The sequence below is a fragment of the Bradyrhizobium sp. cf659 genome (assembly GCF_900113725.1).
Lineage (GTDB): Bacteria > Pseudomonadota > Alphaproteobacteria > Rhizobiales > Xanthobacteraceae > Bradyrhizobium.
This window is the reverse complement of the sequence record NZ_FOQJ01000001.1, coordinates 1620053-1646336: the sequence shown is the minus strand read 5'-3', so window position 1 is coordinate 1646336 and position 26284 is coordinate 1620053. Positions and strand designations below refer to the sequence as shown.

Below are 26284 nucleotides of genomic sequence, written 5' to 3'. Positions count from 1 at the left end.
CTTCTGGGGTTGGACATGCTCTCGTTTCTGAGCGAATTCTGGATGTTCCTGCGAGTGCGGAAGAAGTTCTGGCTATTGCCGATCTTCATCATGATGCTGCTATTCGGCTCGCTGCTGGTATTGTCGAAAGGCTCTGCGGTCGCGCCCTTCATTTACGCAATTTTCTAGATGGACAGCATCAGGTCATGACGAGCCATTCGCTTGAGACGAAAGACTTCGCGCGCCTTCTGGGACATCCCGAGGATCAGCTGCCGCCAGGCTGCCTCGCCGAGATCGCGCGATGCGACTGGCGATATGACTGGATCGAAGGCGAGCAGCTCGACGATGTCGTGACCGGCTTGCTCGAGCGCATCCGCCGCAAGGAGTTTTCGATCGTTGTGCCCGGCGACAAGTCGCGCTGGGTCAAGGGATGGGGCGAGAACCTCACTGATTTCGTGACCAGCAAGGGCGATGTCGACGCGCTGGCGCCGAAATATGTTCGGCCGAACATGCCGGTCCGGCTGTACCGGCGGTATGCCCAGCCGGTCGAACCGAACTTCGAGCAGAACTGGCGCAAGGTGTATCAGGAATGGCTGTTCCGCACCTATATGGCGGACAGCGAGCAGATCTTCGAATTCGGATGCGGCTCCGGTGGCCACGTCGGCGTGCTCGCGCAGATGTTTCCGGACAAGAAAATCACGGGCCTCGACTGGGCCGAACCGTCCTGCGAGATCATCAACAACATGAAGAAATTGCGCGGCTGGAACACCGAAGGGCGACTGTTCGATTTCTACAAGCCCGACTACGATATTGAAATTCCGCGCAACAGTGTCGTCTACACGTTTGCCGCCCTCGAACAGGTGTCGGATTCGTTCGGCGCCTTCGTCGAGTTTCTGCTCGCGAAGCGTCCCAGGCTGTGTGTTTTCGTCGAGCCGATCTACGAGTGGTATGACCCCGCCAATTTCATAGATCATCTGGCCATGCGCGGGCACGCGATCCGTAACTTCCTGCATGGAATGCCGCGCGCGCTCCACGCCTTGCAAGAGGAAGGGCGCATCGAAATCCTCAAGGAACATCGCGTGGAATTCGGCAGTCTCTTGCACGAAGGCTATTCGCAGACGATCTGGCGACCGGTCTGAGCGGTCATCACGTGGCTCTAGCTTGCCGCCCGCGCGGCGTACCAGTGAACGAGGTCGCTCAATCCGGCCTCGATTGGGATATGCGGCTCAAAGCCGAGCACCCGCCTGGCCTTTGACGTGTCGACCGTCCGGATCGGGATCGTCGTCGGCTTTGAAGAATCGAAGCGGGGCGAAACGTCATGGCCCGCCGCTTTGAGGATGGTCTCGACCACCTCACGAATCGAAACGGCCGACCCATATCCGATATTGATGGGATCGCAGACCGCATGCTTTTCGATCGCGAGCAGGCAGCCGCGCGCGAAATCCTCGACGTGGAGAAAATCGCGCATTTCGTTGCCGCTTCCCCACACCTCGAACGGGTTGGCCTTTTCGACGGCCTTGCGCACCAGCGCGGGAATAACGTGGCTGCGGCTCGGGTCGAAATCATCATACGGGCCGTAGACCGCCGTTGGCCGCACCAGCGCGACCTTGACTGTCGATCGGCTGGCGACGAATTCGGCGAGATGCTCGAAATAGCGACGCATCCGGCCATAGCCGAGATAGGAGGGAGGCGGCGGTTGTTCGCACAACTCGTCTTCCCGGATCGGGTGATCGGTTGCGGGATAGACCGTGCTGCTGCTGAAGATCAGGATGCGTTCGACTTTGGCCGCCCAGGCGGCGTGCAGCACCTGCGCGGTCAAATTCAGGTTCTTGACGATCCCGGCCATGGCGTCTTCCGGTGACACCCCGACGCCCGACACTGCGCCTGCCGCGTGGAAGACGAATTGCACGCCCTGCATTGCTCTCAGGCAATCCTGCGGGTCGGCAAGATCGCCATGGACGGTCTCCACGCTGGAATCGGAAATGATCGGTGCGCGCTGGTGAACGGCAAGGCGCACGCGGCCGCCTGCATTCAGGAGCGCCTGGGCGAGGTGGGTGCCGATAAACCCGGTTCCCCCGGTCACCAGAGAAAGGCGGTGTTGAAAAAACATCAGCGGCTCAAAACCCGTCTGCGCGACCGGGCGCGGTGTGATCTCCGTCGTGTTCAGCGAGGCCGCGTTGCCTGCGAGCGGTCCTCGAGCAACGTCTGGACAGCACCTCGGATCGATGCTGGATCCAGGCCGATGCGCTTGCGGATGTCGTGCACCGTCCCGTACCAGCCGCAGAATGCATCCGGCAGGCCGTGATAGCGCATGCGCAGGGCCGGGACTTCGGAAATCGCTTCGTAAAGTCCGTAGGCGTCATGAACGACCAGGATCTCGGTATCGCGGAACTGCTCGATCAGCGCCTTGTCGATCGGCTTGAGCGTATGGAAGTAGACGAGGTTGACCGGCAGGTCGCGGCACGCCTCCATCACGTTGGTGAGGATCGGGCCTGCGGTCATCACGGTCAGCGGTGCGCCTTCGTTTTTCAGCACCGTGCCTTTGCCGAACTCGGTATTGGTCTCGATCGTATGCGGATGATCCGACAGCCGGTAGTAGGTCGGCCGCGGGCTCTTGTATTGCGACCGGATCAGCGCATCCACCTCCCGCTTGGAGCCGAGATGGAGGACTTCCATGTTCGGCAGCATGCGCAACGAGGCGAGATCGGTATAGGCATGGTGGGTGGCGCCGTCCCAGGCGTAATCGAAGGTCGCGCCGCAGGTCACGATGTTGCCGGCGAAATTGTTGTAGCACATGTCGAGCTTGATCTGCTCGAGGCTGCGATCGGTCAGGAAGGGACAGATCGTATGCACGAACGGGCTGAAACCCTGCGAGCTCAGGCCCGCGGTGACGCTGACCAGCGTGTTTTCGCAGATGCCCATGTTGTAGAACCGGTTCGGGTGCTTCTCCCAAAAGTCCTTGAACATGTACACGCTGATGTCGCCGAGCACGATGACGATGCTGTCGTCCTGCGCGGCCAGCTCCGAGACGGTGTTCTTAAATTGCGCCCGCATGGAGCTCCTCTTGAAGCTTGTTCAGTTCGTCCGGTTTCGGTGCGCGGCGGTGCCATTCGTAGACATTCTCGGAGAGGGTTTGGCAGCCATAGCCCTTCACGGTATTGCAGACGACGACACGAACCCGGTCGGCCGGCTTGGTGAGCGCCTGCTTGATTGCCGGCAGATCATGGCCGTGCATCTCCGCCACGTCGCAGCCAAACGCGCGAAAGCGCTCGGCCGGATTCATGATTGGCAGGCAGCGTCCCTGTGACTGGTTGTTGTCGTACAGGACCGTCAGATTGTCGAGCTTGGTGTTGACCGCGACCATGATCGCTTCCCAGACGCTGCCCTCATTGGATTCCCCGTCGCCAATCAGGGTGTAGACCTTGCGCGTCGTGCCGGCGATCTTCGCGGCCAACGCCATGCCGACTGCGATTCCGATGCCGTGGCCAAGCGAACCGGTCGAGGCTTCGACGCCGGGAACCTTGGTGCGATCAGGGTGGCAGCCGAACCGGGAGTCGAATGCGCCGAACGCATAGACATCCTCGAAGCTGAAGTAGCCGTGTGCGGCAAGGGTGCAATAGAAGCCGAGCGATGCGTGCCCCTTGCTCAGGACGAACAGATCGCGCTCCGGCATGTCGGGCCGCTTGGGATCGTGCCGCATGGTCTGGTAGACGGCAGTCAGCATCTCCACGATCGAGAATGACGTCGGAATATGGCCATGCCCGCTCTTGTGCGAGATGTTGAGGATTTCCGACCGGATCTTTCTGCAGATATCGTTCATCAAAGCACCACGTAGGATACGCGCGCCGTCATCGGCATGCGCTCTACCCTGAGGTTGGTGACGTCGAACACCTCGCGCAACGCAATCGTCTCGCCGGGGAAGATATCATCCGCGAGTTCGTCGAACACGAGTACGCTGCCTCTGAACAGATGTGGCTTGATCGCCTCGAGCGCTGCCTTGGTCGGCTGGTAAATGTCGAAATCGAAGATCGCGAGCGACACCAGGGTTTCCGGCTGGCGCTTCAGGTAGGCCGGGATCGTTTCCGTCGCGTCGCCCTGCACCAGCTCGAATTTCTTCAGATGCGAGATCGGGTTGAGCGCTTCCTGCAGTTCAAGGATCTCGCCGAGATATTGTTGATAATTGTCGCTGACCGAGAATGACCCGTCGGTGGTCTTGCAGAGCTTGCCATCCTTGTCGCTCATGCCCTTGAAGCCGGCGAACGTATCGAAGCCGACGATCTTGCGATGCCGGTTGAAAGGCTCGAAAATTCCGCGCAGCGCCGACAGCAGCGAAAGCGTCTGCCCCCAGCGAACGCCGAACTCCATCACCACACCATGGGTGTTGATGATCTTACGGTAGATCTCATAGAAGAACAGAATCCGCGAAAGCGATTTCGAGGAGAGAAACAGGCCGAGATTGGCGAGGAGCTCGTCCTCCGGCAACGGAGCCTGCTTGAGCATCTCAACGAATTTGAGCTGCAGGTCCTTCTCGCTTTGGCTCGAAAGCACGATCGCATCGTGCTTCTGTGTCTTGATGTCCGCCATTATGATCGCCTGGGGTGTCGCGGATGAAGGGGTGGCCGGATTTCGCAGCTGATTTTATCTACACTGCGGATCAGGGGCGCGTCTAGTGAGTGCCGCAGATCGCCGACGCCTACGGGAAGTTGCTCTGAAATGTGTGCGGGATCTCGCATTACGACACATCTTCGGGCATCAAGGTCCCCGCAGTCGACCGGTGCCGACATAGGCGGGTCCAAGCCAATCGATATACCTGTTCAGCGTCTGCCAGGAGGGCCGGGCAAAGGCGGGATGGAGCGCGCCAGCTTTGCGGCTGTCCACCGGCCCGATATCGTACGGATACTCGCCATAGCGCACGGAGAGGCCAAGTTGATCGACGATGCTGGATAACTGGACCAGGCCCTCTGATCCCAAATTGAACGCGCCGGTGTGGCCGGAATCCATGGCTTGAATCATGAAGTCGATGATTTCGTCGTGCATCACGAAATTGTAGCGCGCGGTTGGCGCCAGGAAGAGCTGGCAATCTCTCTGGGTCAGTGCCCGGTGGACCGTGCTGGCGCGAATGGAAGGACCGAGCAGGGTCGTCGTGCGCAGGATCAGGGGCGCGGTTGCGTGCTCCTGCACGTAGAGATCGGAAAACAGTTTTGTGAAAGCATAGGGGCCTGTGAGCGGAAGCAGGTCGATGTCTTCGTCCTCGCGGATGGCGCGGCCGGTCGGCGGATAGACTGCCAGCGTCGACACGAAAATGAACTTGCGATGCGGAATGTTGACCAGCTGCTGCGTCAGCAGGAGATTGTCGGCCATGTAGCCATAGGCCGTCTTCATCGAGACGTCCTTTGCGGCATTGACGGCGCAATGGATGATGGCGTCGAACGGCGCCGCGGCGCGAATCAAGGGATCGTCGATCGACATCCCGCGCACAAAGGCGATCCCGCCGAGCGCGCGATGTACGGAGTGTCCGAGGCCGCTGCGCGCGCCGGTTACCAGCACATTGCGCGTGGGTTGCGTGGCCCGTGAGGAGAGATTTGCCGCGACGATGTCGTTCATTCTGTCAGGCCATCGATAAAGAACTGGGCCGTCCGGTGACTTTCGGGAGTTGCGATATCGACGCAACGAGTCCCGACTTGCCGGGCGAAGAACTCCTGGCACGCCGCCATCCCGGGAAATGTTGCTTCCTTGCGAGAAGCGGCGCGGGTAGGCCGGTACGACATCGAGCTCGCTGCTGCGCAGCACGTTGTGGACCTGGCGTTGATGCACGGCCCGCTGGAAGCCGAAGCAAACAGTCGGTTGAGCCTGAATGGGATGAATGGTTGGCCGGCGATATCAGCCAAATGTTTTGGTCGGTCACTGACATCGCGCGGAACCGGCAACCCGAACCGCTGGCCAGGATGAGCGCTTCACAAATTATGATTTCACCTTTCGGTTGCAAAGCAACTTCGAGTTTGCGCAGTGCGGAAACGTAGCTATAATCATCACTACAATCAACAATAGTGTTTGAGTCACAATCGTAGGGGGTGTTTGATATGACGGCTGATTTGCCGCCCAGGACTCGAAAAACACCACTGGACGGCGTGCTCGTCGTGGAACCGCTCACTGTATTCGAGGACTTTCGCGGTGAATATGTCGAGCTCTACAACGACCCGGCGTACAAGGCCGCCGGCATCGCCTATGAATTCATTCAAGATGATATTTCGGTTTCGCGGCAGCATGTCTTGAGGGGCATCCACGGCGACCGAAAGACGGCCAAGCTGGTTTCGTGCCTCCACGGAGCGTTTTATCTGGTGGTGGTCAATAATATTCCGGAATCGCCACAATATCGGCAATGGACCGCGTTCACGCTGTCGGATCGGAATCGCGAGCAGGTTCTGGTTCCGCCGGGATTTGGCAATGGCCACGTCGTGTTGACTGAATCGGCGATGTTCCACTACAAGCAGACCACAACCTATGATCGATCATCGCAATTCACGTTGCTGTGGAACGATCCTGAACTGAGAATCTGGTGGCCCATCCACAATCCCATCATTTCGCAAAGGGACGGCGGAACGTCCGCATGAGATCATGAAAGTCCTGATTACCGGCATTACGGGGATGGTCGGCAGCCATCTGGCAGAATACTTCCTATCGACGTTTCCCGAGATCGAAGTCCACGGGCTGGTGCGGTGGCGGAGTCCGCTGCGAAACATCAAGGGCATCTTGTCGCAGGTCAAGCTTCATCAGGGCGATTTGCGCGATCTGAACTCCCTGGTGGTGCTGTTGCGCAATGTGAAGCCCGATCGCATCCATCATCTGGCGGCGCAGTCCTACGTCGATATGAGCTTTGTCGCGCCTGCGGACACCTTGAACAGCAACATCATCGGCACGTGCAATCTGCTGGATGCGATCCGGATCGTTGGAATCAATCCGAGGGTACATATCTGCTCGTCGTCCGAGGTCTATGGGCAGGTCAGGCCCGAAGAAATTCCGATCACGGAACAAGCGCCGCTTCGCCCTGCAAGCCCATATGCGGTCTCCAAAGTCGGCGAGGACATGATCGCCTGTCAGTACGGGCTGTCGTATCAGCTCGACCTGGTGCGAACACGCATGTTCACCCACACCGGCCCGCGTCGCGGCGACGTCTTTGCGGAAAGCTCGTTTGCGCGGCAGATCGCAGAGATCGAGGCGAACAAGAGGTGCGGTCCGGTGCTCGTCGGGAATCTCGACAGCGTGCGCACGTTGGCTGATGTGCGCGACGCGGTACGGGCCTACAAGCTGCTGCTGGACCACTGTCCAAGCGGCGAGGTCTACAACATCGGCGGTAACGAGACGATGACGGTGGGCGACATCCTGGAGACCCTGAAATCGTTGGCGCGCGTACCGATCGAGCACAAGGTCGATCCGAGGCGGTTGCGTCCGTCGGACGTCACGTTGCAGATTCCCGATTCAGGAAAATTCCACAAGGCGACGAACTGGACGCCGCAGATTCCGGCGCGGAAAACCCTGAGCGATCTCCTCGATTATCAGCGCGAGGCGATTCGCGCGGAGGGTGTTTGCTGACATGTCGATGGTCGTATGCCGGGCTCCGTTCCGGGTCTCCTTCTTCGGAGGCGGCAGCGATTATCCAGAGTGGTATCGTGACGAGCCCGGTGCGGTGCTGTCGACCACGATCGACAAATACATCTATATCACCTGCCGCTATCTGCCGCCGTTTCTCGGCACGAAGCACCGCGTCGTTTGGCGCTACGTCGAGCAGGTCGATTCGATCGGGGAAATTCTGCATCCCGCCGTTCGCGAAGGTCTGCGTTATCTCAATTTCGACGACAGTCTTGGCATCGAACTGCACTATCAGGGCGATCTTCCCTCGCGTGTCGGTATGGGCTCGAGCTCAACTTTCGTGGTGGCGTTGTTGAAGGCGCTGACGGGCCTGCGTGGGTTGAAGGCCGATCAGCAGAAGATCGCCGAAATGGCCATCGAGCTCGAACAGGTCCGTATGAAGGAGACCGTCGGATCGCAAGATCAGGTGGCGGCGGCGTTCGGCGGGTTGAACGTCATCAATTTCCACCAGAACGGTCGCTTCGACGTCAATCCGCTCGGCCTCTCCGCCGAACGCGAGCGTGAACTCTCTTCCAATCTCATGCTGTTTTTTCCCGGGAGGAGCCGCTTTTCATCCGACCAGGCGCTCAGCGTGACGCAGAACCTGCCGAACCGCGTCGCCGAGATTCGCCGCATGGTGGCGATGGTCCGCGAGGGCGAGGCGATCCTGCGCCACGGCGACCTCATGGACTTCGGACGGATGCTGCACGAAACATGGCAGCTGAAGCGCTGTTTGAGCGACAGGGTATCGTCACCGGAGATCGACAACCTCTACGATCGGGCGCGGCGAGCAGGGGCGGTCGGGGGTAAACTTCTCGGCGCGGGTGGAACGGGCTTTGTCTTGCTCTATGTGCCTAGGGAATGCCAGGCCGCTGTGATCGATGCCCTGACGCCCCAGTGCGTCAACGTGCCATTTGCACTGGAGCGCGAAGGCGTGCGCACAGTCCATCAATCGAATAACGTGATTTTGCCAAATGACGGCTGAGTTCAAGACGGTCTTTCAAACCCCCTGGTTTGAGATCAGAACCGTTGATCCCGGTCAGGAGCCGAGTGGAACCACGGAGCCCTATTACTGTCTGGTTCGTCCCAATGGCGTCATTGCCTTCGTGCTTGATCGCGCGGGAGCGGTCGTTCTGGTCGAGCAATATCGCCCACCGCTTGGCCGGGTGACGCTGGAGATGCCGGCGGGGTCGGTGGACACGGGAGAGACTCTCGAGGCCGCCGTCGTTCGAGAGGTTCTGGAAGAGACGGGGCTGGTCTGCGAGCGTTGGCACTCGATCACCCCGTGCCGCCTCGCGCTTCAGCGGGAAGATGTGGTCGACCATTTCTTCGTGGGTCTGGGGGCCCACGAGGCGAAGGGATACCAGCGGACGGAGCATGGAACCGTGCGTTTCCTGCCACGATCCGAGCTGCTTGATCTGGTGAAATCGCATCGTTTTGACCAAACCGCGGCGCTGGGCGGGCTCTATGTGGCCGAGAAGTTATTTGGTATTGACTTGTTGACAGCCGATCTGGCGTGTATCCAATCGGTGCTGGCTACTTCGGCGGGTGGGGACCTGGGAACTGACAATGGTTCGGATCGGGCTCGTCCAGATCAACAATAGCTTTTCCGGTCAGAACTACCTGCCGTATTCGATTGCGTGCCTGCAATCCTACGCCGAACAACGGCTGCCGCCTGGCAAGTTCGATTTCCTCCCGATGATCTACAAGCGGATTCCGGTGTTCGAGATTGTGGCCCGGCTGGAACGCGCCGACGTCATCGGCTTCAGCGCCTATGTGTGGAACGCCAGAATATCGCTGGAGGCGGCGCGTCGCGTCAAGCAGCTCCACCCGGATCGGCTGGTGATCTTTGGCGGACCGCATGTGCCTGACCATGCCGAAAGCTTCCTGCGCAGCAACCCGTTTATCGATCTCGTCGTCCATAACGAGGGGGAGAAGACTTTCGTCGAGTTGCTGAACCGGCTTCCGGAGCGCGACTGGAGCGGAATTCGCGGCATCAGTTACATCGACGCCGCCGGCAACTTCGTGCGCGCCGCGCCCGTCGAGCGGATGCGCGACCTGGAAGAGCTGCCGTCGCCGTTCCTGAACGGCATCTTCGATGGCCTGATCGCCAGTAACCCGGAAGAGCAGTGGATCGGTCTCTGGGAGACCAATCGCGGCTGCCCGTTCCAGTGCACGTTCTGCGATTGGGGCTCGGCGACTGCCGGCAAGGTGACCAAGTTCGAATTCGATCGTCTGCGTCGCGAGCTTGATTGGTTTGCCGGGCACGAGGTCAAATATATCTTCGTCTGCGACGCCAATTTCGGCATTCAGAAGCGCGACGTTGAAATCGCGGAGGCGGTGGCGGAGATCCGTGAGCGGACCGGATTTCCCCATGGGTTCTCGGTGCAGAACACCAAGAATGCCACTGAGCGCGCCTACCAGACCCAGAAGATCCTGGCGGACGCAAAGCTGAACAAGGGGGTCGCGCTATCGATGCAGAGTCTTGATGCGACCACGCTCAAGAACATCAAGCGCGACAACATCTCGCTGGAGACCTATTTCGAACTGGCGCGGCGATTCACGGCCGACAAGGTCGAGACCTATAGCGATATCATCCTCGGACTGCCCGGCGAGACCTATGACACGTTCCGGAGCGGCGTAGACAAGCTGATCCGGCTTGGTCAACACAACCGCGTGCAGTTCAACAATCTGACCATTCTGCCTAACGCGGAAATGGGCAACCCCGACTATCTCAAGAAGTTCGAGATGGTGACGGTGCAGTCCGAGATCATCAACATCCACGGCACGCGCGAACAGATGCCCGACGATGTTCCCGAGGTTCAGGACCTCGTGATTGCAACCTATTCGTTACCGCCGGAGGATTGGCGCAAGACGCGGGTGTTCGGCTGGATGGCGGCCTTCCTGCATTTCGACAAGCTGCTGCAGCTGCCGATGATGGTGGCATGCGAGCTCGGCGGGCTGGCCTATCGCGACATCATCGATGCGTTCCTGACGGCCTCCAAAGAAGAGTATCCCGTCATTCGCAGCGTACGCGAGTTCTTCGACAGCGAGGCGCTGTCGATGCAGAATGGCGGACCCGAATACGTCTATTCGAAGGAATGGCTCGGGATCTATTGGCCGGCCGACGAATACATGTTCATCAAGCTGACCTCGGAAGGGCGGTTGCAGACATTCTACGCGGAGGCGGAGCGGCTGCTGCCCGATCTGCTCGCAAAGTCCATGGTCGATCAATCCTGGCCGCTGCTCGAAGGCGCGGTGAAGGAGGCGATCAAGCTGAACGCGGCCTTGATTTCGCAACCGTTCGTGCTGGACGATGTTCGGATGTCCACGCGCTACAACGTCCTTGAGTTCTGCGACAATGTGCGCAAAGGCGCGCCGGCGGCGTTGCGCGAGGCGCCGTCCGAGGTATTGATCGAGCGCAGCAAGTCCCGCTATTCCGATATTCTTGACTGGTGCCGAGAAGTCGTGTGGTGGGGCAACAAGAAGGGCGCCTATCTCTATATCAACCGCAGTATCCCGGCCGAGCCGCAGCTCGCCGGACATTACTGACCTCGTAGCGAGCCAAGCCCTTGCGCTATCGGCCGCTCGGCTCCACCGGAATTATGGTTTCGGCCATCGGCTTCGGCGCCTGGGGCATCGGGGGCTGCACGCCAGGCGCCACCTCCTACGGCGAGACCGATGACCAGGAATCGCTTCGTGCCCTGAATGCGGCGTTCGACCGCGGAATCACCTTCTATGATACGTCGAACGTCTACGGAGACGGTCACAGCGAGGAACTGATCGGCGAGTGCTTCGAGGGCCGCCGAAGCGATGTCGTCATCGCCACCAAGGTCGGCATCACGGCATCCTATCGTGGATACGACTTCGGCCCGGCGGCGTTGCGGACATCGCTCGAAGGCAGTCTGCGCCGGCTGCGGACGGATTACGTCGACGTGCTCCAGCTCCACAACGGCAGTCCGGACATCGTTATGGGCGGCCTCGAAGTCGTCGAGCTGATGCAACGGTTTGTTGCCGAGGGCAAGGTCAGATGCTGGGGTATCTCGACGCTCTCGCCGGAGGACGCGCTCGCGCTGATCGATGTGGCCGGCGTCGGGTGCTTTCAGGTCAACTGCAACATACTGGACTGGCGTGCGATCGATGCCGGATTGCCCGGTCAGGCGGCATCGCGGGGCATAGGCATTATCGCCCGTACGCCGCTCGCCTCGGGATTTCTGGCCGGAGGTGTTGGCAAGGACACCGCATTTCCTGCCAACGACCACCGCAGCAGATGGCCACGAGATCGAATCGTCACCTGGATCGAGGCCGCCGAAGCGGTCGTCGGCGGCGTCGATTGGGCCGATACGCCCGGGAATCGCGTTGCGTTGGCATTGCGATTTTGCCTTTCGGTCGAAGGAGTTGCCACCGTGATTCCAGGCATGCTAACGCGTAGCGAAGTTCTGGCCAGCGTCGCGGCTTGCGAGCAGGGGCCGCTTGGGCCAGATGTCATGCTGGGCATCGAAGGCGTCTACCGCCGTTACGAAGCCCGGTTGCGGGCCTGACGTTTGGGGTAATCTTGCGGGGCATCGCAAGTTCTTTCGCGCGGACTTCTCGTCCGGTCCGCCCGTCGGGTGCAATACCCAGGTTCGGGCGCCTGACGCGGAGTGTCGCACGAAGTCGGGAGTGGTCTTGGTCTCAACCGTTGTAAAGCCGATCTCAGAACCGCATCCCGTGATGTCAGCGATCCACGGGGTCTTGAACACGTTGTCGAATGCCCTGAGCTGGGCGTGGCTCGATACGGTTTGCCAGTATCGGCGGTCGAGAATCGGCCCCCTGTGGGAGACCCTCAACGTTCTCGTGATGCTGCTGGGCCTGAGCGTCGTCTCTTCGGCAATCTTCGGCAGCAGTATCTCCGATATCATCGCCTATGTCGGCGTCGGCATCATCGTCTGGTCGGCCATGTCGGCGCTGGTCATCGAGGGAGGCGGTGCCTTCGTCAGGAATGCCGGATATCTCAGCAATTCGACACTCGGTCTTGGTCTCTATGTCGGACGAACCGTCTTCAAGATCATGATCACGTTCGGTCATCACGCGATCATCTATGTGATGGGCATCGTGTTCGCGCTCGTGCCACTCAGTTGGACCAGCCTGCTCGCGATCCCGGGGATCGTGCTGCTGTTCGTCAACGGCTTCTGGATCGTGATGGTACTCGGCTTCATTTGTGCGCGGTACCGGGACGTCGAACTGATCGTGCGCAATTTGATGCAACTCGCTTTCTTCGTGACACCGATATTCTGGAATTATCGGCAAATCGCCAGCAACCGGCAATTCCTCGTCGAATACAACGTGCTGTTCTATTTCATCGAGATCATCCGCAATCCACTGCTCGGCGAGGTCCCGCCGCTCGCGCACTATTTGACGGTTCTCGGGTTCACCGTGGCCGGTTATGGCCTGGCCTTTTTCGTTTATCGCCGGATGCGCGGTCAACTCGCATTCTGCGTCTAGAGAATGTCGGAAAAGGGGGGCACCGGTTTTCCGATAAGATTATGCTCAAACAAGCAATGACCCTGAGAAGCGGCTGACCCATGACTCACGTGCGTCTGAAGAACGTCAACGTCAGCATACCGATCTACGACAGCCATGCGCTCCGCCTGATCCGCCTGCCGTCGTTCAGCAACGTCCGGGTCGGCTCGGACTCGGCAAGCCGCACCAACGGCGTCATCGTCATTCATGCCTTGAAGAATCTCTCGCTCGAACTGGAAGAGGGCGACCGCGTCTGCCTCATCGGCCACAATGGCGCGGGCAAAACCACCCTGTTGCGCCTGGTTGCCGGAATCTATCCGACGTCGACCGGTTCGGTGGACGTGAAGGGGAGTGCGTTCACGCTGCTCAGCGGCAGCATCGCGTTGAACGCCGATGCTACCGGCTACGAGAACATCAGGCTGATCGCAAACCTCTACAATTGGCCCAGCGACAAGTATCAGGACCTGGTGCGCGACATCGAGGAATTCACCGAACTCGGCGTTTATCTGTCGTTGCCCACGCGCATCTACTCTGCAGGCATGCAGGCGCGGCTCGCGTTCGCGCTTGCGACCGCCCAGAATCCCGACATCCTCTTGATCGACGAAGGCATCGGCGCCGGCGACGCACATTTCCAGGAGAAGGCGCGCGAGCGGGTGAACCAGTTCGTCAGCCGCGCGCGGATATTGCTGCTGGCGTCACATTCAAAAGACCTGTGCCGGTTGATGTGCACCAAGGCGCTTGTGCTGTCCAAGGGCGAGAGCGTCTTCTTTGGCGGTGTCGACGAAGGCTTCGCCTTTTATGAGGGGCTGGGCTGAGCCGCCGTCATGAGCCGTTCGAGGTCATGCTGCTTCAGAAAGTGAAGTAGATGAATTCGCTCACGCGGTTGACGGCCACCAAATTGTAGGTGAAGGCGACGCCGAACAGCAGGCCGAGCGCCGCCGCCCAGCCGAGCGTCGGACGCCAGGCCAGCCGGGCGTCTTTCGGGCGGCCCTCGCCGAGAAGAAATTGCTGGGTGTTCGGCAGCCCCCACACGATCGCGAATGACGCGACGAACCAACTGAGCAGCAAGCCGCCGGCGAGCCGGTCGTCTTCAACACTGACGCCGATCGCCTTCAGCGTCTCCGAGAATCCCGGAGCAGGATCGAGGAGAGGGCCATGGAGCCAGCCGTGCATGCCCCTCATGCCATCGAGAATGCGATGCGCCGCATCGAAGCTCTCGGCCCGAAAGAAAACCCAGGCGAGCACGACCAGGAGGAAGGTGGCAATCTGCGCGATCCACTGCCCGACGGCATTGACCTCGCGCTCGCCGCGAAGATTCCGCCAGGCGTGATTGACGAGCAGGAACAGGCCGTGCAACCCGCCCCAGGCGACGAACGTCCAATTTGCGCCATGCCAGAGGCCGCCGATCAGCATGGTGAGCATGACGTTGACATAGCGCCGGGCCGGACCGGACCGGTTGCCACCCAGCGGAATATAGACGTAGTCGCGCAGGAACAGCGACAGTGTGATGTGCCAGCGCCGCCAGAAGTCGATGATGCTCGTCGCCTTGTAGGGCGAGTTGAAGTTGAAGGGGAGGACGACGCCGAACATCAGGCCAAGGCCGATCGCCATGTCCGAATAGCCGGAGAAGTCGAAATAGATCTGGAAGGTGTAGGCCAGGGCGGCTCCCCAGGCGTTGACGAAGCCGGGCGTCCCGCCGCTCGCCGCAGAGGCGAATACAGGCGAGGCGTAGGCGGCCATGCTGTCCGCGATGATGGTCTTCTTGAACAGACCGAACAGCAGGAAGCTGATGCCGAATGCAAAATTCTGCCAGGAGAAATGCGCGAAAGTCGGGGCGGAAAACTGCGGCAACAGCTGATGCGGGCGGATGATGGGGCCGGCGATCAGATGGGGGAAGAAGCTGACGAACAACGAATAGCGCGCCAGCGACGGTTCGGCCCGCTTCTGTTGCCGGGTCTCGATCAGATAGCTGATCTGTTCGAAAGTGTAGAAGGAAATCCCGACCGGCAGCGCGATGGTTGGAATGAAGAACGAGGCCGAAAATAATCCGTTGACGGTGGAGATGATAAGGCCGGTGTATTTGAAGTAGCCGATCAGCGCGAGATTGAGCGCAATTCCGCCGATCAGCCATGCTCGCGAGCTCAGGCCGGAATGCGCGATCGCGTAGCCAAAGAGGAAATTAACGACCACCGAAACAAGGAAGAGAACGAAGTTGAACAGGCTCGAATAGGCATAGAAGATCAGGCATGCAGCAAGCAGAAACAGCAGCGCCGCATTCCGCCCGCGCAGCCAACCAAGCAGGTAAAAGCCGCCGAGCGTGATCGGCAGGAAGACGAACAGGAAGACGGGCGAGTTGAACAGCAAGGATTACCAACACGTCGCTTGGCTTTGACGATTCTGAACCTTCGAGCCTTGGGTCGCGGCGGAGATCTGCGCTGCAAATTCGGGATTGGTGGCCGCCCAATCGGCAATTCCCGCCCGGCTATGCGCGAGGTGCGCATTGATGTTCTCACCCGTCAGGCGGAGGCCAAAATCGGCGGGCAGCGCGGATTCCGGACGACCATGTCCGAAGATGCGATCGAGGACGAGATTGCCGGCCGCATGGCGGTAATGCGAAAACTCCCAGAACCAGCGCATCGGCGTTAGATCGGTACGTTCCGGAACGGTTTCACGCGCCACCGAGTTGGCGTCGCTGAAGTCCCACAGGGGAAACGGTTTGCGTCCGGCACGCGCAGCCTCCTCTTCATTGATTCGGACCAATTCCCTCTGCCAGAATTCGTAACGGCCGGAGAGGCCGAGCGCGACGAACAATTGCCGAACCGAAGTATGTAGTGGCGTCATGAAGAGTCGCAGATCGGTTTCCCGTTCATGGGCCCGCCGAACCAGGAAGCGGAATGCTTCGAAACTGCTCATTCCGGTGTCGGTGTTGTTGAAGCAATACATATACCGCGGCGGCATGAGCCAAACGTACCACCGCCAGGTTAGAATGTTGTTGCGGAAAACCTGGCCGTTTCCGCCGTCCTTGCGAATGTTGTCGTCCTGCCAATCCCAAATACGCATGCCACGGCTGTCGAACGACACGGGCTCCGATTGCCCGCGAAGTGTTGCGAGTGCGTCGCGCACTGCCGTTGTCGAAAAAATCAGGCGGAATAGCTCTCCGATCTGAAACGATGCTCTTCCGAGCGTCTGCCAACGCGACAGTAGCGCGTCCGAAAGATCGGCGCGCGGAAATCCGCCCGTCAATCCTTGCTTTTGACCGACTGCGGCGTAGTGCGAATAGCCGTCGCCGTATTCGCCGAGCGCCAATCGGATGCGTGCATCGGGGTTCTTGGACAGATAGTTGGCTTCGTTCCAGCCGTCGGGGAGGAATCCGCCCATTCGCTTTTCGGCACGTCCGGCCGCGAGATAGTGGTGATAACCGTTCAGAAAAAGACCTTGCGAGATCTGATATTCGACGTCGCGGTTGACTTGCAGATATCTCGTCTCGCTCCAACTCTTCGGCGTGAAGCCGCCCTCGCGACCTTCCACCTTGCCGGCGGCGAGATAGTGGTGATAGCCGCTGATGAAGGTGCCGCGGGCGACCTCGTTTCTCACGTCGTGATTGACGCGCAGATAGAGCTCTTCGCTCCAGCCGGGCGGCGGCGTGCCGTCCTGTCGGCCTTCGGCGCGCCCGGCGGCAAGATAGTGGTGATAGCCGCTGACGAAAGTGCCTCGCCGAACTTCGGCAGCGACATCGGGATGGATTCGAAGATATTGCGCCTCGTTCCAGCCAGGTGGCGCCGCTCCGCTCTGCCGGCCTTCGGTGCGCCCGGCGGCAAGATAGTGGTGATAGCCGCTGACGAAGGTGCCTCGCCGAACTTCGGCGGCGACATCCGGATAGAGTCGAAGGTAGAGCGCTTCGTCCCAGTCGGTGGGGGGACTGCCCTCCGCTATCTCGGCCTGCGTGCATTTCTCACGGTCCGCGTCTTTGCAAGCGGGGTCCGTGGCGGCTTCCGTCGGCAGCGCGGGCTGAGCCTCCCTGCGGGTCACTTCTCCGGGCACAGGCGTCGCAACGGAGGCAGAAGGTTTGCCCGCGCCTTCAGGCCGGCGCTTTGCAAGCTCTCCCGTCAGAAAATCGGCGAAGGCCTGAACCCCGTCGCCGGAGAATCGACCCTCCAGATATGCTTGGTCGCGCGGAAAGAAGATGTTGAAGCCGAAGAAATCCAGGCCGATCACGGCTTGCTTGAGCGGTGCAACTGATTGCGCGTGGAGAAACGCCAGCATGACCTCGTAGCTGGTGGCCGAAGGCAGGCCGAAGTTGAAGACATTCTTGTCGGCCCAACCGGGATGCTGCGGATCGAGCGCGACCTCGGCGCGGGAACTACCCAATATGACGGCGTCGGGTTTGATTCGCCGCACCTGATAAGGCTTCACGGCGGGAACGTGACTTTCGTAGCGCGGCCGCACGACATTGATCCCCGGAATGTCAGGGGTTCCGAACACGTAGTAGGGATCAACCAATACGATGAGCGCGGAGAGGGCGAACGGAGGTATCGCTACAAATCCAATGAATCCGACGGTAAAGCGTCGAAAGCTGGAGCCGATTGACGATGCGGGATCGACAGCCTTGCTGGTCGCAGAGACGAATGCGCTCACCTTGGTCGTGGCTCGCTTGAGTTGACTTCGTAGGTTGAGCGCAACCTATCCAAGGACTCCACGAGGGTCAAATGGGCAGGAACGCGAACAGGAGCAAGCTATCAGCGCTTGCTTGAGCTTGACGGTTCTGAACTTTTCGGCCGTGCGCTGCAGCAGAGATCTGCATTGCAAACTCGGGGTTGATGGTCGCCCAATCCCGTGATTTCCGTCCGGCTGCGCGCAAGATGGATACTCATGTTCTCGCCCGAGAGACAGACGCTGAAATCGGCCGGCCGGATGGGCCGGACGATCATATGCCGGCACGCGATCGGAAATGAGATTGCTCGCCGTCCTGCGGCGATGTCCGCCGCCGCACCAGTGGCTCCTCCACTCCGCGCGCGGCAGCGGCCAAGCAGCCGATGACAGTGCGCGACCTGTCGCGACCCGAGATCGCAATATCGGCCGGGTCAGCCGATCAAAGCCACTTGGCGAAGGTGTTCTCGGTCCTGGTCGCCGCGAGCCCGGCGTATGGCCGCTGGGGGCCTGGTGTCGGGGACAACGGGGAATGATCGTTCGGCGGGCGGCGCGCGCGACGTGTTGTTTCGTCGCGATGTGGTGCTGCAGCCTGGTTTGATCGGGAACCTGATCCATCGTGCTCGCGCCTGCCACTTTGTGCGGGCAGTATTTTGACCCGCCGCCATGCCGGTCGTCCTTGGCAGGCCCCTTCCGCGATCATGAACCACCTTGCACAGTTTTGCTACACGTCGGCACGAATTGCGGCAATTTCCGCTGCAACAACGCGCTTGACATCGCAATCGATCTCAACGACCGTAACGCACGAGCGTCGGGCAACGCAGCCCGTCAACGCGATAAGTTCAAACCATTTCCAACGCCACGCGCAAAGCGCGTGTTTGGTTGGCGGCGAGGGCGCCCTCGGCTTCACAGCCGGCGGGCGCTTTTTTTGTTTTGGATCGAGTGATGACGCGAAGGCATTATCGGATCGGCGTGATGTTCTCGACGACGGGCTCGTACAGCGTCGTCGCGCGCTCGATCCTCAATGGCGCTCTGCTCGCCTTCCAGGAGGTCAATGCCAGCAGCCACGACATCGAGCTGGAGCCGGTCGTGGTCAATCCGTCCGGCGACCTCGCGCGCTATCGTTCGCTCAGCCTCGAGCTGCTCGGGTCCGGCATCCGCCAGGTGGTCGGCTGCTACACCTCGTCGAGCCGCAAGGAGGTGATCCCGTGTTTCGAGAAGTTCGACGGGCTGTTGTGGTACCCCTCGCATTACGAGGGGTTCGAGAGCTCCGACAACGTCATCTACACCGGCGCCGCGCCCAACCAGCACGTGCTGCCGCTGGTCGACTATCTGGCGTCCCGGGTCGGCTCGCGCGCCTTCTGCATCGGCTCCAACTACATCTGGGCCTGGGAGAACAACCGCATCTTCCGCGAGGCGCTGATTGCGTGCGGCGGCACCGTGCTCGCCGAGCGCTACCTCTCGGTCGGCGATACCGAGGTCGACCAGGTCATTGCCGCGATCATCGACCAGCGCCCTGACTTCGTCTTCAACAATCTGATCGGCACCGGCGCCTATGCCTTCTTCCGCGCGTTCCGGGCCGCCTGCCGGGCACGCGGTATCGATCAGGCCGCGGAAATTCCCGTGGCCAGCTGCACGCTGTCGGAACCGGAACTGCCGGAGATCGGACCCGACGCTATCGACGGGCATCTGTCGTCGAGCGTCTATTTCTCGTCGCTGAATTCGCCGGAGAATGCCGCCTTCATCCATGCCTACGCGCAATCTTTTCCGGATGGACCGGTCTCGTCGGCAGACGCCGAGTCGTCCTACATCGCCGTCAAGCTGCTCGCAGCGGCATTGTCGCAAGCCGGCACCGACGACGCGCGCACGGTGCGCGCCGCCGTGGCGGATCAGCGGCTGCGCGCTCCGCAAGGAGAGGTCCGTATCGACCGGGAGACCTTTCACGCCTGGCTCACGCCACGGATCGGCCGTTCGGCTGCGAACGGGCAGTTCGAGGTGCTGCTGGAATCCCGCGAGCCGATCGCACCCGATCCCTATCTCGTCCAGTCGTCGCCGCGCTTTGCCAGCGCAATGCGCTCTCCGCTGTTGAAAGTGGTGCAATCATGAGCTCTCGACTGCTACAAAATTTCAAGGGCGGCCGTGCCATCGTCGTAACCCGGCGAGGCGGATGGGAGAGCACGCTCGAAACGACGCTCGCCAAGCTGGGCGTCTCCACCGAATATCCTGAAATCATCGACGGCCGCGCGCAGATCGACGTTGCGAGCCTCCAGGCCGACCGCGACATCCTTTTCGTCGACGGCGACCTCGAAGGCGCCATCGCGATCGAGGTCAATCCCGCCTCGCGACTGCCGCCGGTGCCGGTTATCGGCCTCGTCGGCGTCGAGGCGCCGAGCCGGTTGAAGGCGCTCGTCAATCTCGGCGCGACCTCGTTCCTGCGCAAGCCGGTGCATGGTGGCGCGGTCTACACGTCTCTGTTCATGGGCATCAACCAGTTCCTGCTGCGCGCCGAAATGAGCGAGCGCCTGCAAGGCCTCGAGGAACGCCGCCGCGGGCGCCGCGCGGTGATCCGGGCGGTGATCCTGCTGATGCAGCAGGGCGGCCTCGACGAGGAGGGTGCCTATTCCCAGCTCCGTCGCGAAAGCATGCGCGCACGGCAGAACATGGAACTCTACTGCGAGGAGTTTCTGAGCAAGCGGGCGAAGCCGCCCGACACGACTGGCCGCACGACCGGCATCATGCTGCAAGGCGGCAACAAGCAAGCCATCTAGGAGAAGCAAAATGAGCAAGTCTGTATTGCGGGGGCTGCGTGCCGCAGCCCTCACGGGGACGCTTGTCCTCGGATCAACCTTGGCACTCGCGGCGGAAAACCCGATCAAACTCGGCGTGCTGGAGGATCAGTCCGGCGACTTCGCCGCCGCCACGATCGGAAAGGTCCACGCCATCCAGCTCGCCGCCGACGAGATCAACAAGGCGGGCGGCATCATGGGCCGACCGCTCGAGCTCGTTCCTTACGACACGCAGTCCGACAACACCCGCTACCAGGAGTTCATGCGCCGAGTGCTCCAGCGCGACAAGGTCGATGTCGTGTTCGCCGGATTCTCCTCGGCCTCGCGCGAGGCGTATCGGCCGATCGTCGACCAGTTCAACGGCTTTGCCTTCTACAACAACCAGTACGAAGGCGGGGTCTGCGACGGCCACATGATCGTCACCGGCGCCGTGCCGGAGCAGCAGTTCTCCACGCTCATTCCCTACATGATGGAGAAGTACGGCAAGAACGTCTACACGCTCGCCGCCGACTACAATTTCGGTCAGATCTCGGCGGAATGGGTGCGCAAGATCGTCAAGGAGAACGGCGGCAAGATGGCCGGCGAGGAGTTCATCCCGCTCGGCGTGTCGCAGTTCTCGCAGAGCATCCAGAACATCCAGAAGGCCAAGCCGGACTTCGTGGTCACGCTGCTGGTCGGCACTGCACAGGCCTCCTATTACGAGCAGGCAGCTTCCGCCAACGTCAACCTGCCGATGGCGTCCTCGGTCAATGTCGGACAGGGCTACGAGCACAAGCGCTTCAAGCCGCCGAGCCTGAAGGACATGTACGTCACCACCAACTACATCGAGGAGATCGACTCGCCGAAGAGCAAGGAGTTCTACGCCAAGTTCAAGGCGAAATTCCCAAGCGAACCCTATGTGAACCAGGAGGCGGAAAACTCCTATCTCGCCGTCTACCTCTACAAGCAGATGGTGGAGCGGGCGAAGTCGACCAAGCGCGAGGACATCCGCAAGGTGATCGCGATGGGCGATGTCTGCATGGACGCGCCGGAAGGCAAGGTCTGCATCGACCCGAAGAGCCAGCACATGTCGCACACGATCTATCTCGCCAAGGTCGGAGCCGACCACGCGATCTCCTTCCCGAAGACTTGGGAGGACATCAAGCCGTACTGGCTGGGTGAGGCCGGCTGCGATCTCACCAAGAAAGATCCGATGGCGCAGTACACGCCATCGAATCCCCCGCCGAAACCCTGACCGGCGGCTGGTCGCCCCGGCCTTCGCGGCAGGCCGGGGCGATCACGGACACCTTGCGACGGTAATTTCGCGTCTTCCCTCACATCGGTTGGTTCATGGACATCGCGACCCACGTCTTTTCGGCGCTTTACCAATTCGGCGACGCCTTCGCGTTCCTGGTGCTTTCGGCCTGCGGGCTTGCGGTGATCTTCGGCATGATGGGCGTGATCAATCTCGCCCATGGCGAGTTCATCATGTGCGGTGCCTATGTCACGGCGGCGAGCGTGCATGCCGGCCTGCCGTTGCCGCTTGGCATCTTGGCGGGCACCCTCGTGTCGGCGCTGGTCGGCGTCGTGGTGGAGCTCGCTGTCATTCGCCATCTCTACGACCGCCCGCTCGACACCATCGTCGCCACCTGGGGGCTCAGCCTGATCGCCACGCAGGGCACGCTGATCATGGTCGGCTCGACCATGGCGGGTGTCGGCACGCCGTTCGGCAGTTTCCAGGTCGGCGACTACTCCTATTCGATCTATCGCATCGTGCTGTTTTGCTCCGCGCTGGGTGTGCTCGCCACGCTCTATGCGCTGTTCAACTGGACGCGCTTCGGCGTGCTGGCGCGGGCGACCATCCAGGTGCCGCACATGGCGGCAGCCCTCGGTGTCGATACGCGCCTGATCTACAGCCTCACCTTTGCCTGCGGCGCGGGGCTTGCTGGCCTTGCCGGGGGGCTGTATGCGCCGACCATGACGCTGGTGCCGACCATGGGGGCGACCTTCATCATGGAGGCATTCGTCACCGTCGTGATCGGCGGCGCCGACGTTTTCCTTGGCACGGCGCCGGCAGGCGGCGTGCTTGCGGTGGTGAAGTCGGTGATGACGTCGTGGCAGGGACAGTTGTTCGGCCAGATCGGCCTGCTGGTTGCCGTCATCATCGTGGTCCGGGTTCTGCCGAAAGGCATCTCCGGCTTCGTGTTGCGTGAGCGCACCTGACGGAGTGATGACGTCGTGACCGGTTTTCTCTCGTTGTTTCGCCGTCTCGAAGGCCCGCAGACCGTCGGTCGTGGCCGGACCTTCTGGCTGCTCTTTGCCATAGTGTTGCTGATCGCGATCGCCTATCCGCTGTTCAGCGACGGCTACACGGTTGGCAACACCGTCTATTTCTTCGTCTGGGTCTTCATTGCGCTTAGTCTCTGCGTGATCTGGGGCTATGGCGGCTCGCTCTCCTTCGGGCAGACCGCGTTCTTCGGGATCGCTGGTTATGGCTACGGCGTCCTCACCATCAATTTCGGCTCGGCTTACGGCTTCACGCTGGTGGCGCTGGTGATTGCGGTGGCGATCGCCGCGTTGTTCGCGGTCCTGCTCGGCTATTTCATGTTCTTCGGCCGCATCGCCGGCGTCTTTCTCGGCATTGTGACGCTCGCCGTGACCCTGATGCTGGAACGCTTCATGGCACAGACCGCGGGACCGGAATGGCACATCGGCAGCGCGCGGCTCAACGGCTTCAACGGTATGAGCGCGATGCCACCTTTGACCATCCCGTGGCCGGGTGAGCCCATCGCGCTGTTCGCTGACGTGGGACTCTATTATTTCGTGCTCGGCCTTCTGGTGCTTGTCTATCTGGGCCTGCGCATCCTGATGAATTCGTCGTTTGGCAACGTCATCGTCGCCATCCGCGAGAACCCCGAGCGGGCGGAGATGCTGGGTTACGACATCCGCAAGTACCAGCTCATCACCTTTGTCATCGGCGCCGCGCTCGCCGGGCTGTCCGGCGTACTTTACACGGTGTGGGGGCAGTACATCACCCCGTCGAGCATGGGCATGACGGCAGCGGCGCTGCCGCTGATCTGGGTCGCGGTCGGCGGCCGCAGCGATTTGACCTCGACCGTGATCGGCACGCTGGTGGTGCTCGCCGCGTTCCAGGCGCTGACGATCTACGGCAGCCAGTACGCGCTCGTCTTCATGGGCGTGCTGCTGGTACTCACGGTCCTGATCGCTCCGAACGGGCTCGTGCTCGGGGCGATGAACTGGCTCGGCCGCCTCGCGGCGCGCTTTACGCAGAGGGCCGGCTGATGTCGCTGCTCGAGCTGCGCGAGCTGAACAAGCATTTTGGCGGGCTGCACGTCACCAACGGCGTGAACCTCACGCTCGAGCCCGGCGAGATCCATTGCCTGATCGGCCCGAATGGCGCCGGCAAGAGCACGCTGTTCCGCCTGATCCTGGGCGAGCATCACCCTGGAAGCGGCGAGATCCTCTTCGCCGGAGAGAACATCACGGCACTGAAATCCTTTGCACGGATTCACCGTGGCCTGTCGGTCAAATTCCAGGTGCCGGGCGTCTTCAAGGGCCTGTCCGTTCGCCAGAACCTCGAGATCGCCTTGCAGAGCCGGCACCGCGGCGCCGAGCTCGAGGCCGAGATCGGCCGGCTGCTCGGCTTCCTTGGCCTCGAAGCCGAGCAGGCGCAGACCGCGGGAAATCTCAGTCACGGTCAGAAGCAATGGCTGGAGATCGGTATGGCGATCAGCCTGAGGCCACGCCTTCTGCTGCTAGACGAGCCGACCGCCGGCATGTCTCCGGAGGAAACCCACATGACCGGCGAAATGGTTCAGCGGCTCAATGCCGGTGGCATGACCGTGCTGGCGATCGAGCATGACATGGCATTCGTGCGCCAGGTCGCGCAACGCGTCACCGTCCTGCATCTCGGTCAGGTCTTCGCGCAAGGCTCGATCGACGAGATCGTGGCGGACGAGCGCGTGGCGGCGATCTATCTGGGACAGACCCATGCTTGATATGCCGCGCAGGGAAGTCATCCTCTCGACACTGGCACTGCGCGCCGGCTATGGCGGCAAGCCGGTGCTCCAGGGCCTCGAGATCGAGGTGCGGGAAGGCGAGATCGTCGCCGTCATCGGACGCAACGGCGTCGGCAAGTCCACGCTGATGAAGAGCCTGATCGGGCTCGTGCCGGCTATGAGCGGCTCGATCGTCTATCGCGGCGAAGCCGTGGAATCCGTGCCGGCGCACAAGCGGGCGCGCCTCGGCATGGGCTATGTGCCGCAGGGGCGCGACGTGTTTCCGCGCCTGACCGTCGGCGAGAACGTCGCGGTGGGCGCTGCGATCAAGGGCGGCGGCATTCCCGAGGCGGGCAGGCGCATGATCGTCGAAGCATTCCCGATTCTCGAAGAGCGCTGGCATCAGCGAGCCGGCACCATGTCCGGAGGCCAGCAGCAGCAGCTCGCGATCGGACGGGTGCTGATTGCGGATCCAAACTTGATCCTGCTTGACGAGCCCTCGGAGGGCATCCAGCCCAACATCGTCCAGGACATCGCACGCAACATGGTCGCGCTCAACCGCAGGACCGGTGTGACCATCATCCTGGTCGAGCAGAACCTCGACATGATCCGCGCCATGGCGCAGCGGTGCTACGTCATGGACAAGGGACGCATCGTCGCAAGTCTGGACCGCTCCGCGCTCGACGACGAGGCGGAGATGCGCCGCCATCTCGCGGTTTAGAAGCGACGCCTACAACAAAGGAGAACAGCAATGGCCTGGCAAGATAATTCAATCATGGCACGCAAGGGCGTCGCCAAGGGCGAGCGCGGCAAGGAATACACGATCACCGAAGGCGAGCAGGGCAAGTATCACTATGTGTACGGGCCTTACGTGAAACCGGTGCTGACCGTCGATCCCGGCGCGGTCGTCTCTGCCGAGACGCATGATGCGTTCGAAGGTGCGATCAAGAAGGAGACCGACAGCCCGTCAAAAATCCTCAACTTCCCATTCCTCAATCCGCAGAACGGGCCGATCCACGTCAACGGCGCCGAGAAGGGCGACGTGCTCGCGGTCTATATCGAGAGCATCGTGCCGCGCGGACCGCAGCCCCGGGGCACGACCGTGATCATGCCGGAATTCGGCGGCCTTGTGGGCACGGGAAACACGGCGTTGCTCAATCCGGCGCTGCCGGAGCGCGTCAAGAAACTCGAGATCGACGCCAAGACGGGCACGAAGTGGAACGACAAGATCACGCTGCCCTATGAGCCCTTCATCGGCACCATCGGCACCTCGCCGGAGATCGAGGCGATCTCCTCGCTTGTTCCCGATTATTATGGCGGCAACATGGACCTGCCGGATGTCGGCGTCGGCGCCGTCATCTACCTGCCGGTCAACACCAAGGGCGCGCTGCTCTATCTCGGCGACTGTCATGCGGCACAAGGCGACGGCGAGCTCTGCGGCGTCGCCATCGAGCATCCGACGGTGACGACGGTGCAGATCGATCTCATCAAGAACTGGACCATCGCCTGGCCACGGCTCGAGACCAAGGAGTTCATCATGACCATCGGCTCGGCGCGGCCGATGGAGGATGCGGCCCGCATCGCCTATCGCGAGCTCTGCCGCTGGATGGCGGCCGACTATGGCTTCGAGGAGATCGACGCGTACATGCTGCTGACCCAGGCCGGCCGCGTCCGCCTCGGCAACATGGTCGATCCCAAATATACGCTCGGTGCCTCCATCAAGAAGTCCTATCTCGTTTGAGGCTG

Annotated in this window: 25 protein-coding genes; 18 read left to right on the top strand and 7 right to left on the bottom strand. The window is 61.1% G+C overall.

Annotated elements, in window-relative coordinates; genetic code table 11:
• Window positions 1-15: 15 nt before the first annotated feature.
• The gene (locus BM118_RS41265) at window positions 16-168 is read left to right on the top strand and encodes a DUF5989 family protein (RefSeq protein WP_092183768.1); all 153 of its coding nucleotides are present in this window, start codon (window positions 16-18) and stop codon (window positions 166-168) included.
• A gap of 17 nt (window positions 169-185) precedes the next feature.
• Window positions 186-1118, top strand: a complete 933-nt coding sequence (locus BM118_RS08005) for a methyltransferase domain-containing protein (protein WP_092183766.1) — start codon at window positions 186-188, stop codon at window positions 1116-1118.
• Window positions 1119-1135: 17 nt separating this feature from the next.
• On the opposite strand, the gene BM118_RS08000 is transcribed toward BM118_RS08005, so the two are convergent.
• The 5 genes from BM118_RS08000 to BM118_RS07980 form a co-directional block, all read right to left on the bottom strand.
• On the bottom strand, window positions 1136-2089 hold the full coding sequence (locus BM118_RS08000) for an NAD-dependent epimerase/dehydratase family protein (RefSeq protein WP_092183764.1): 954 nt from the start codon (window positions 2087-2089) through the stop codon (window positions 1136-1138).
• 53 nt (window positions 2090-2142) lie between these two features.
• Complete coding sequence (locus BM118_RS07995; protein WP_092183762.1) at window positions 2143-3033, bottom strand: transketolase family protein; 891 nt, start codon at window positions 3031-3033, stop codon at window positions 2143-2145.
• Window positions 3017-3799 carry a transketolase gene (locus BM118_RS07990; protein ID WP_092183760.1) on the bottom strand — a complete coding sequence of 261 codons (783 nt, stop codon included), beginning with the start codon at window positions 3797-3799 and terminating at the stop codon, window positions 3017-3019. The genes BM118_RS07995 and BM118_RS07990 overlap by 17 nt, the downstream gene beginning before the upstream one ends.
• A complete protein-coding gene (locus BM118_RS07985) occupies window positions 3799-4563 on the bottom strand; it encodes a class I SAM-dependent methyltransferase (RefSeq protein ID WP_092183758.1) in 765 nt (254 codons plus the stop codon). Before BM118_RS07985 ends, BM118_RS07990 begins: the two co-directional genes overlap by 1 nt.
• A gap of 168 nt (window positions 4564-4731) precedes the next feature.
• Window positions 4732-5769: an NAD-dependent epimerase/dehydratase family protein gene (locus BM118_RS07980; RefSeq protein ID WP_143099445.1), complete on the bottom strand. Its 1038-nt coding sequence runs from the start codon at window positions 5767-5769 to the stop codon at window positions 4732-4734.
• Window positions 5770-6059: 290 nt separating this feature from the next.
• On the opposite strand from BM118_RS07980, the gene BM118_RS07975 reads away from it, so the two are divergent.
• The 8 genes from BM118_RS07975 (at window position 6060) to BM118_RS07940 (ending at window position 13922) form a co-directional block, all read left to right on the top strand.
• Window positions 6060-6590: a dTDP-4-dehydrorhamnose 3,5-epimerase family protein gene (locus BM118_RS07975; RefSeq protein ID WP_092183754.1), complete on the top strand. Its 531-nt coding sequence runs from the start codon at window positions 6060-6062 to the stop codon at window positions 6588-6590.
• A 4-nt stretch (window positions 6591-6594) separates the two neighbouring features.
• Window positions 6595-7569: a GDP-mannose 4,6-dehydratase gene (locus BM118_RS07970; RefSeq protein ID WP_092183752.1), complete on the top strand. Its 975-nt coding sequence runs from the start codon at window positions 6595-6597 to the stop codon at window positions 7567-7569.
• A gap of 1 nt (window position 7570) precedes the next feature.
• On the top strand, window positions 7571-8590 hold the full coding sequence (locus BM118_RS07965; protein WP_092183750.1) for a GHMP family kinase ATP-binding protein: 1020 nt from the start codon (window positions 7571-7573) through the stop codon (window positions 8588-8590).
• Entirely contained in the window at window positions 8580-9209 is a 630-nt protein-coding gene (locus BM118_RS07960; RefSeq protein ID WP_092183748.1) for an NUDIX hydrolase, read from the top strand. Before BM118_RS07965 ends, BM118_RS07960 begins: the two co-directional genes overlap by 11 nt.
• On the top strand, window positions 9175-11157 hold the full coding sequence (locus BM118_RS07955; RefSeq protein WP_092183746.1) for a B12-binding domain-containing radical SAM protein: 1983 nt from the start codon (window positions 9175-9177) through the stop codon (window positions 11155-11157). Before BM118_RS07960 ends, BM118_RS07955 begins: the two co-directional genes overlap by 35 nt.
• A gap of 20 nt (window positions 11158-11177) precedes the next feature.
• Window positions 11178-12146 carry an aldo/keto reductase gene (locus BM118_RS07950; RefSeq protein WP_143099444.1) on the top strand — a complete coding sequence of 323 codons (969 nt, stop codon included), beginning with the start codon at window positions 11178-11180 and terminating at the stop codon, window positions 12144-12146.
• Window positions 12147-12339: 193 nt separating this feature from the next.
• The gene (locus BM118_RS07945) at window positions 12340-13089 is read left to right on the top strand and encodes an ABC transporter permease (protein ID WP_177234094.1); all 750 of its coding nucleotides are present in this window, start codon (window positions 12340-12342) and stop codon (window positions 13087-13089) included.
• A gap of 80 nt (window positions 13090-13169) precedes the next feature.
• Entirely contained in the window at window positions 13170-13922 is a 753-nt protein-coding gene (locus tag BM118_RS07940) for an ABC transporter ATP-binding protein (protein WP_092183739.1), read from the top strand.
• Window positions 13923-13956: 34 nt separating this feature from the next.
• On the opposite strand, the gene BM118_RS07935 is transcribed toward BM118_RS07940, so the two are convergent.
• Together BM118_RS07935 and BM118_RS07930 are read right to left on the bottom strand one after the other, a co-directional pair.
• Entirely contained in the window at window positions 13957-15471 is a 1515-nt protein-coding gene (locus BM118_RS07935) for an MBOAT family O-acyltransferase (RefSeq protein WP_092183737.1), read from the bottom strand.
• Window positions 15472-15474: 3 nt separating this feature from the next.
• A complete protein-coding gene (locus tag BM118_RS07930) occupies window positions 15475-17742 on the bottom strand; it encodes a hypothetical protein (protein ID WP_143099442.1) in 2268 nt (755 codons plus the stop codon).
• A gap of 957 nt (window positions 17743-18699) precedes the next feature.
• Between BM118_RS07930 and BM118_RS07925 the strand changes: the two genes are divergently transcribed.
• The 8 genes from BM118_RS07925 to BM118_RS07890 all read left to right on the top strand — a co-directional run bounded on the left by BM118_RS07925 (window position 18700) and on the right by BM118_RS07890 (window position 26279).
• Entirely contained in the window at window positions 18700-19860 is a 1161-nt protein-coding gene (locus BM118_RS07925) for a transporter substrate-binding domain-containing protein (protein WP_092183733.1), read from the top strand.
• The gene (locus BM118_RS07920) at window positions 19857-20522 is read left to right on the top strand and encodes an ANTAR domain-containing response regulator (protein WP_092183731.1); all 666 of its coding nucleotides are present in this window, start codon (window positions 19857-19859) and stop codon (window positions 20520-20522) included. Before BM118_RS07925 ends, BM118_RS07920 begins: the two co-directional genes overlap by 4 nt.
• Window positions 20523-20532: 10 nt before the next feature.
• Window positions 20533-21774, top strand: a complete 1242-nt coding sequence (locus BM118_RS07915; RefSeq protein WP_092183729.1) for an urea ABC transporter substrate-binding protein — start codon at window positions 20533-20535, stop codon at window positions 21772-21774.
• A gap of 95 nt (window positions 21775-21869) precedes the next feature.
• Window positions 21870-22742 carry an ABC transporter permease subunit gene (locus BM118_RS07910; protein WP_092183727.1) on the top strand — a complete coding sequence of 291 codons (873 nt, stop codon included), beginning with the start codon at window positions 21870-21872 and terminating at the stop codon, window positions 22740-22742.
• 15 nt (window positions 22743-22757) lie between these two features.
• Window positions 22758-23822, top strand: coding sequence for a branched-chain amino acid ABC transporter permease (locus tag BM118_RS07905; protein WP_092183725.1), 1065 nt, complete (start codon window positions 22758-22760; stop codon window positions 23820-23822).
• Entirely contained in the window at window positions 23822-24538 is a 717-nt protein-coding gene (locus tag BM118_RS07900; protein ID WP_092183723.1) for an ABC transporter ATP-binding protein, read from the top strand. The genes BM118_RS07905 and BM118_RS07900 overlap by 1 nt, the downstream gene beginning before the upstream one ends.
• A gap of 1 nt (window position 24539) precedes the next feature.
• Window positions 24540-25259, top strand: a complete 720-nt coding sequence (locus BM118_RS07895; protein ID WP_092183721.1) for an ABC transporter ATP-binding protein — start codon at window positions 24540-24542, stop codon at window positions 25257-25259.
• A 30-nt stretch (window positions 25260-25289) separates the two neighbouring features.
• Window positions 25290-26279: an acetamidase/formamidase family protein gene (locus BM118_RS07890; RefSeq protein ID WP_092183720.1), complete on the top strand. Its 990-nt coding sequence runs from the start codon at window positions 25290-25292 to the stop codon at window positions 26277-26279.
• Window positions 26280-26284 lie beyond the last annotated feature (5 nt).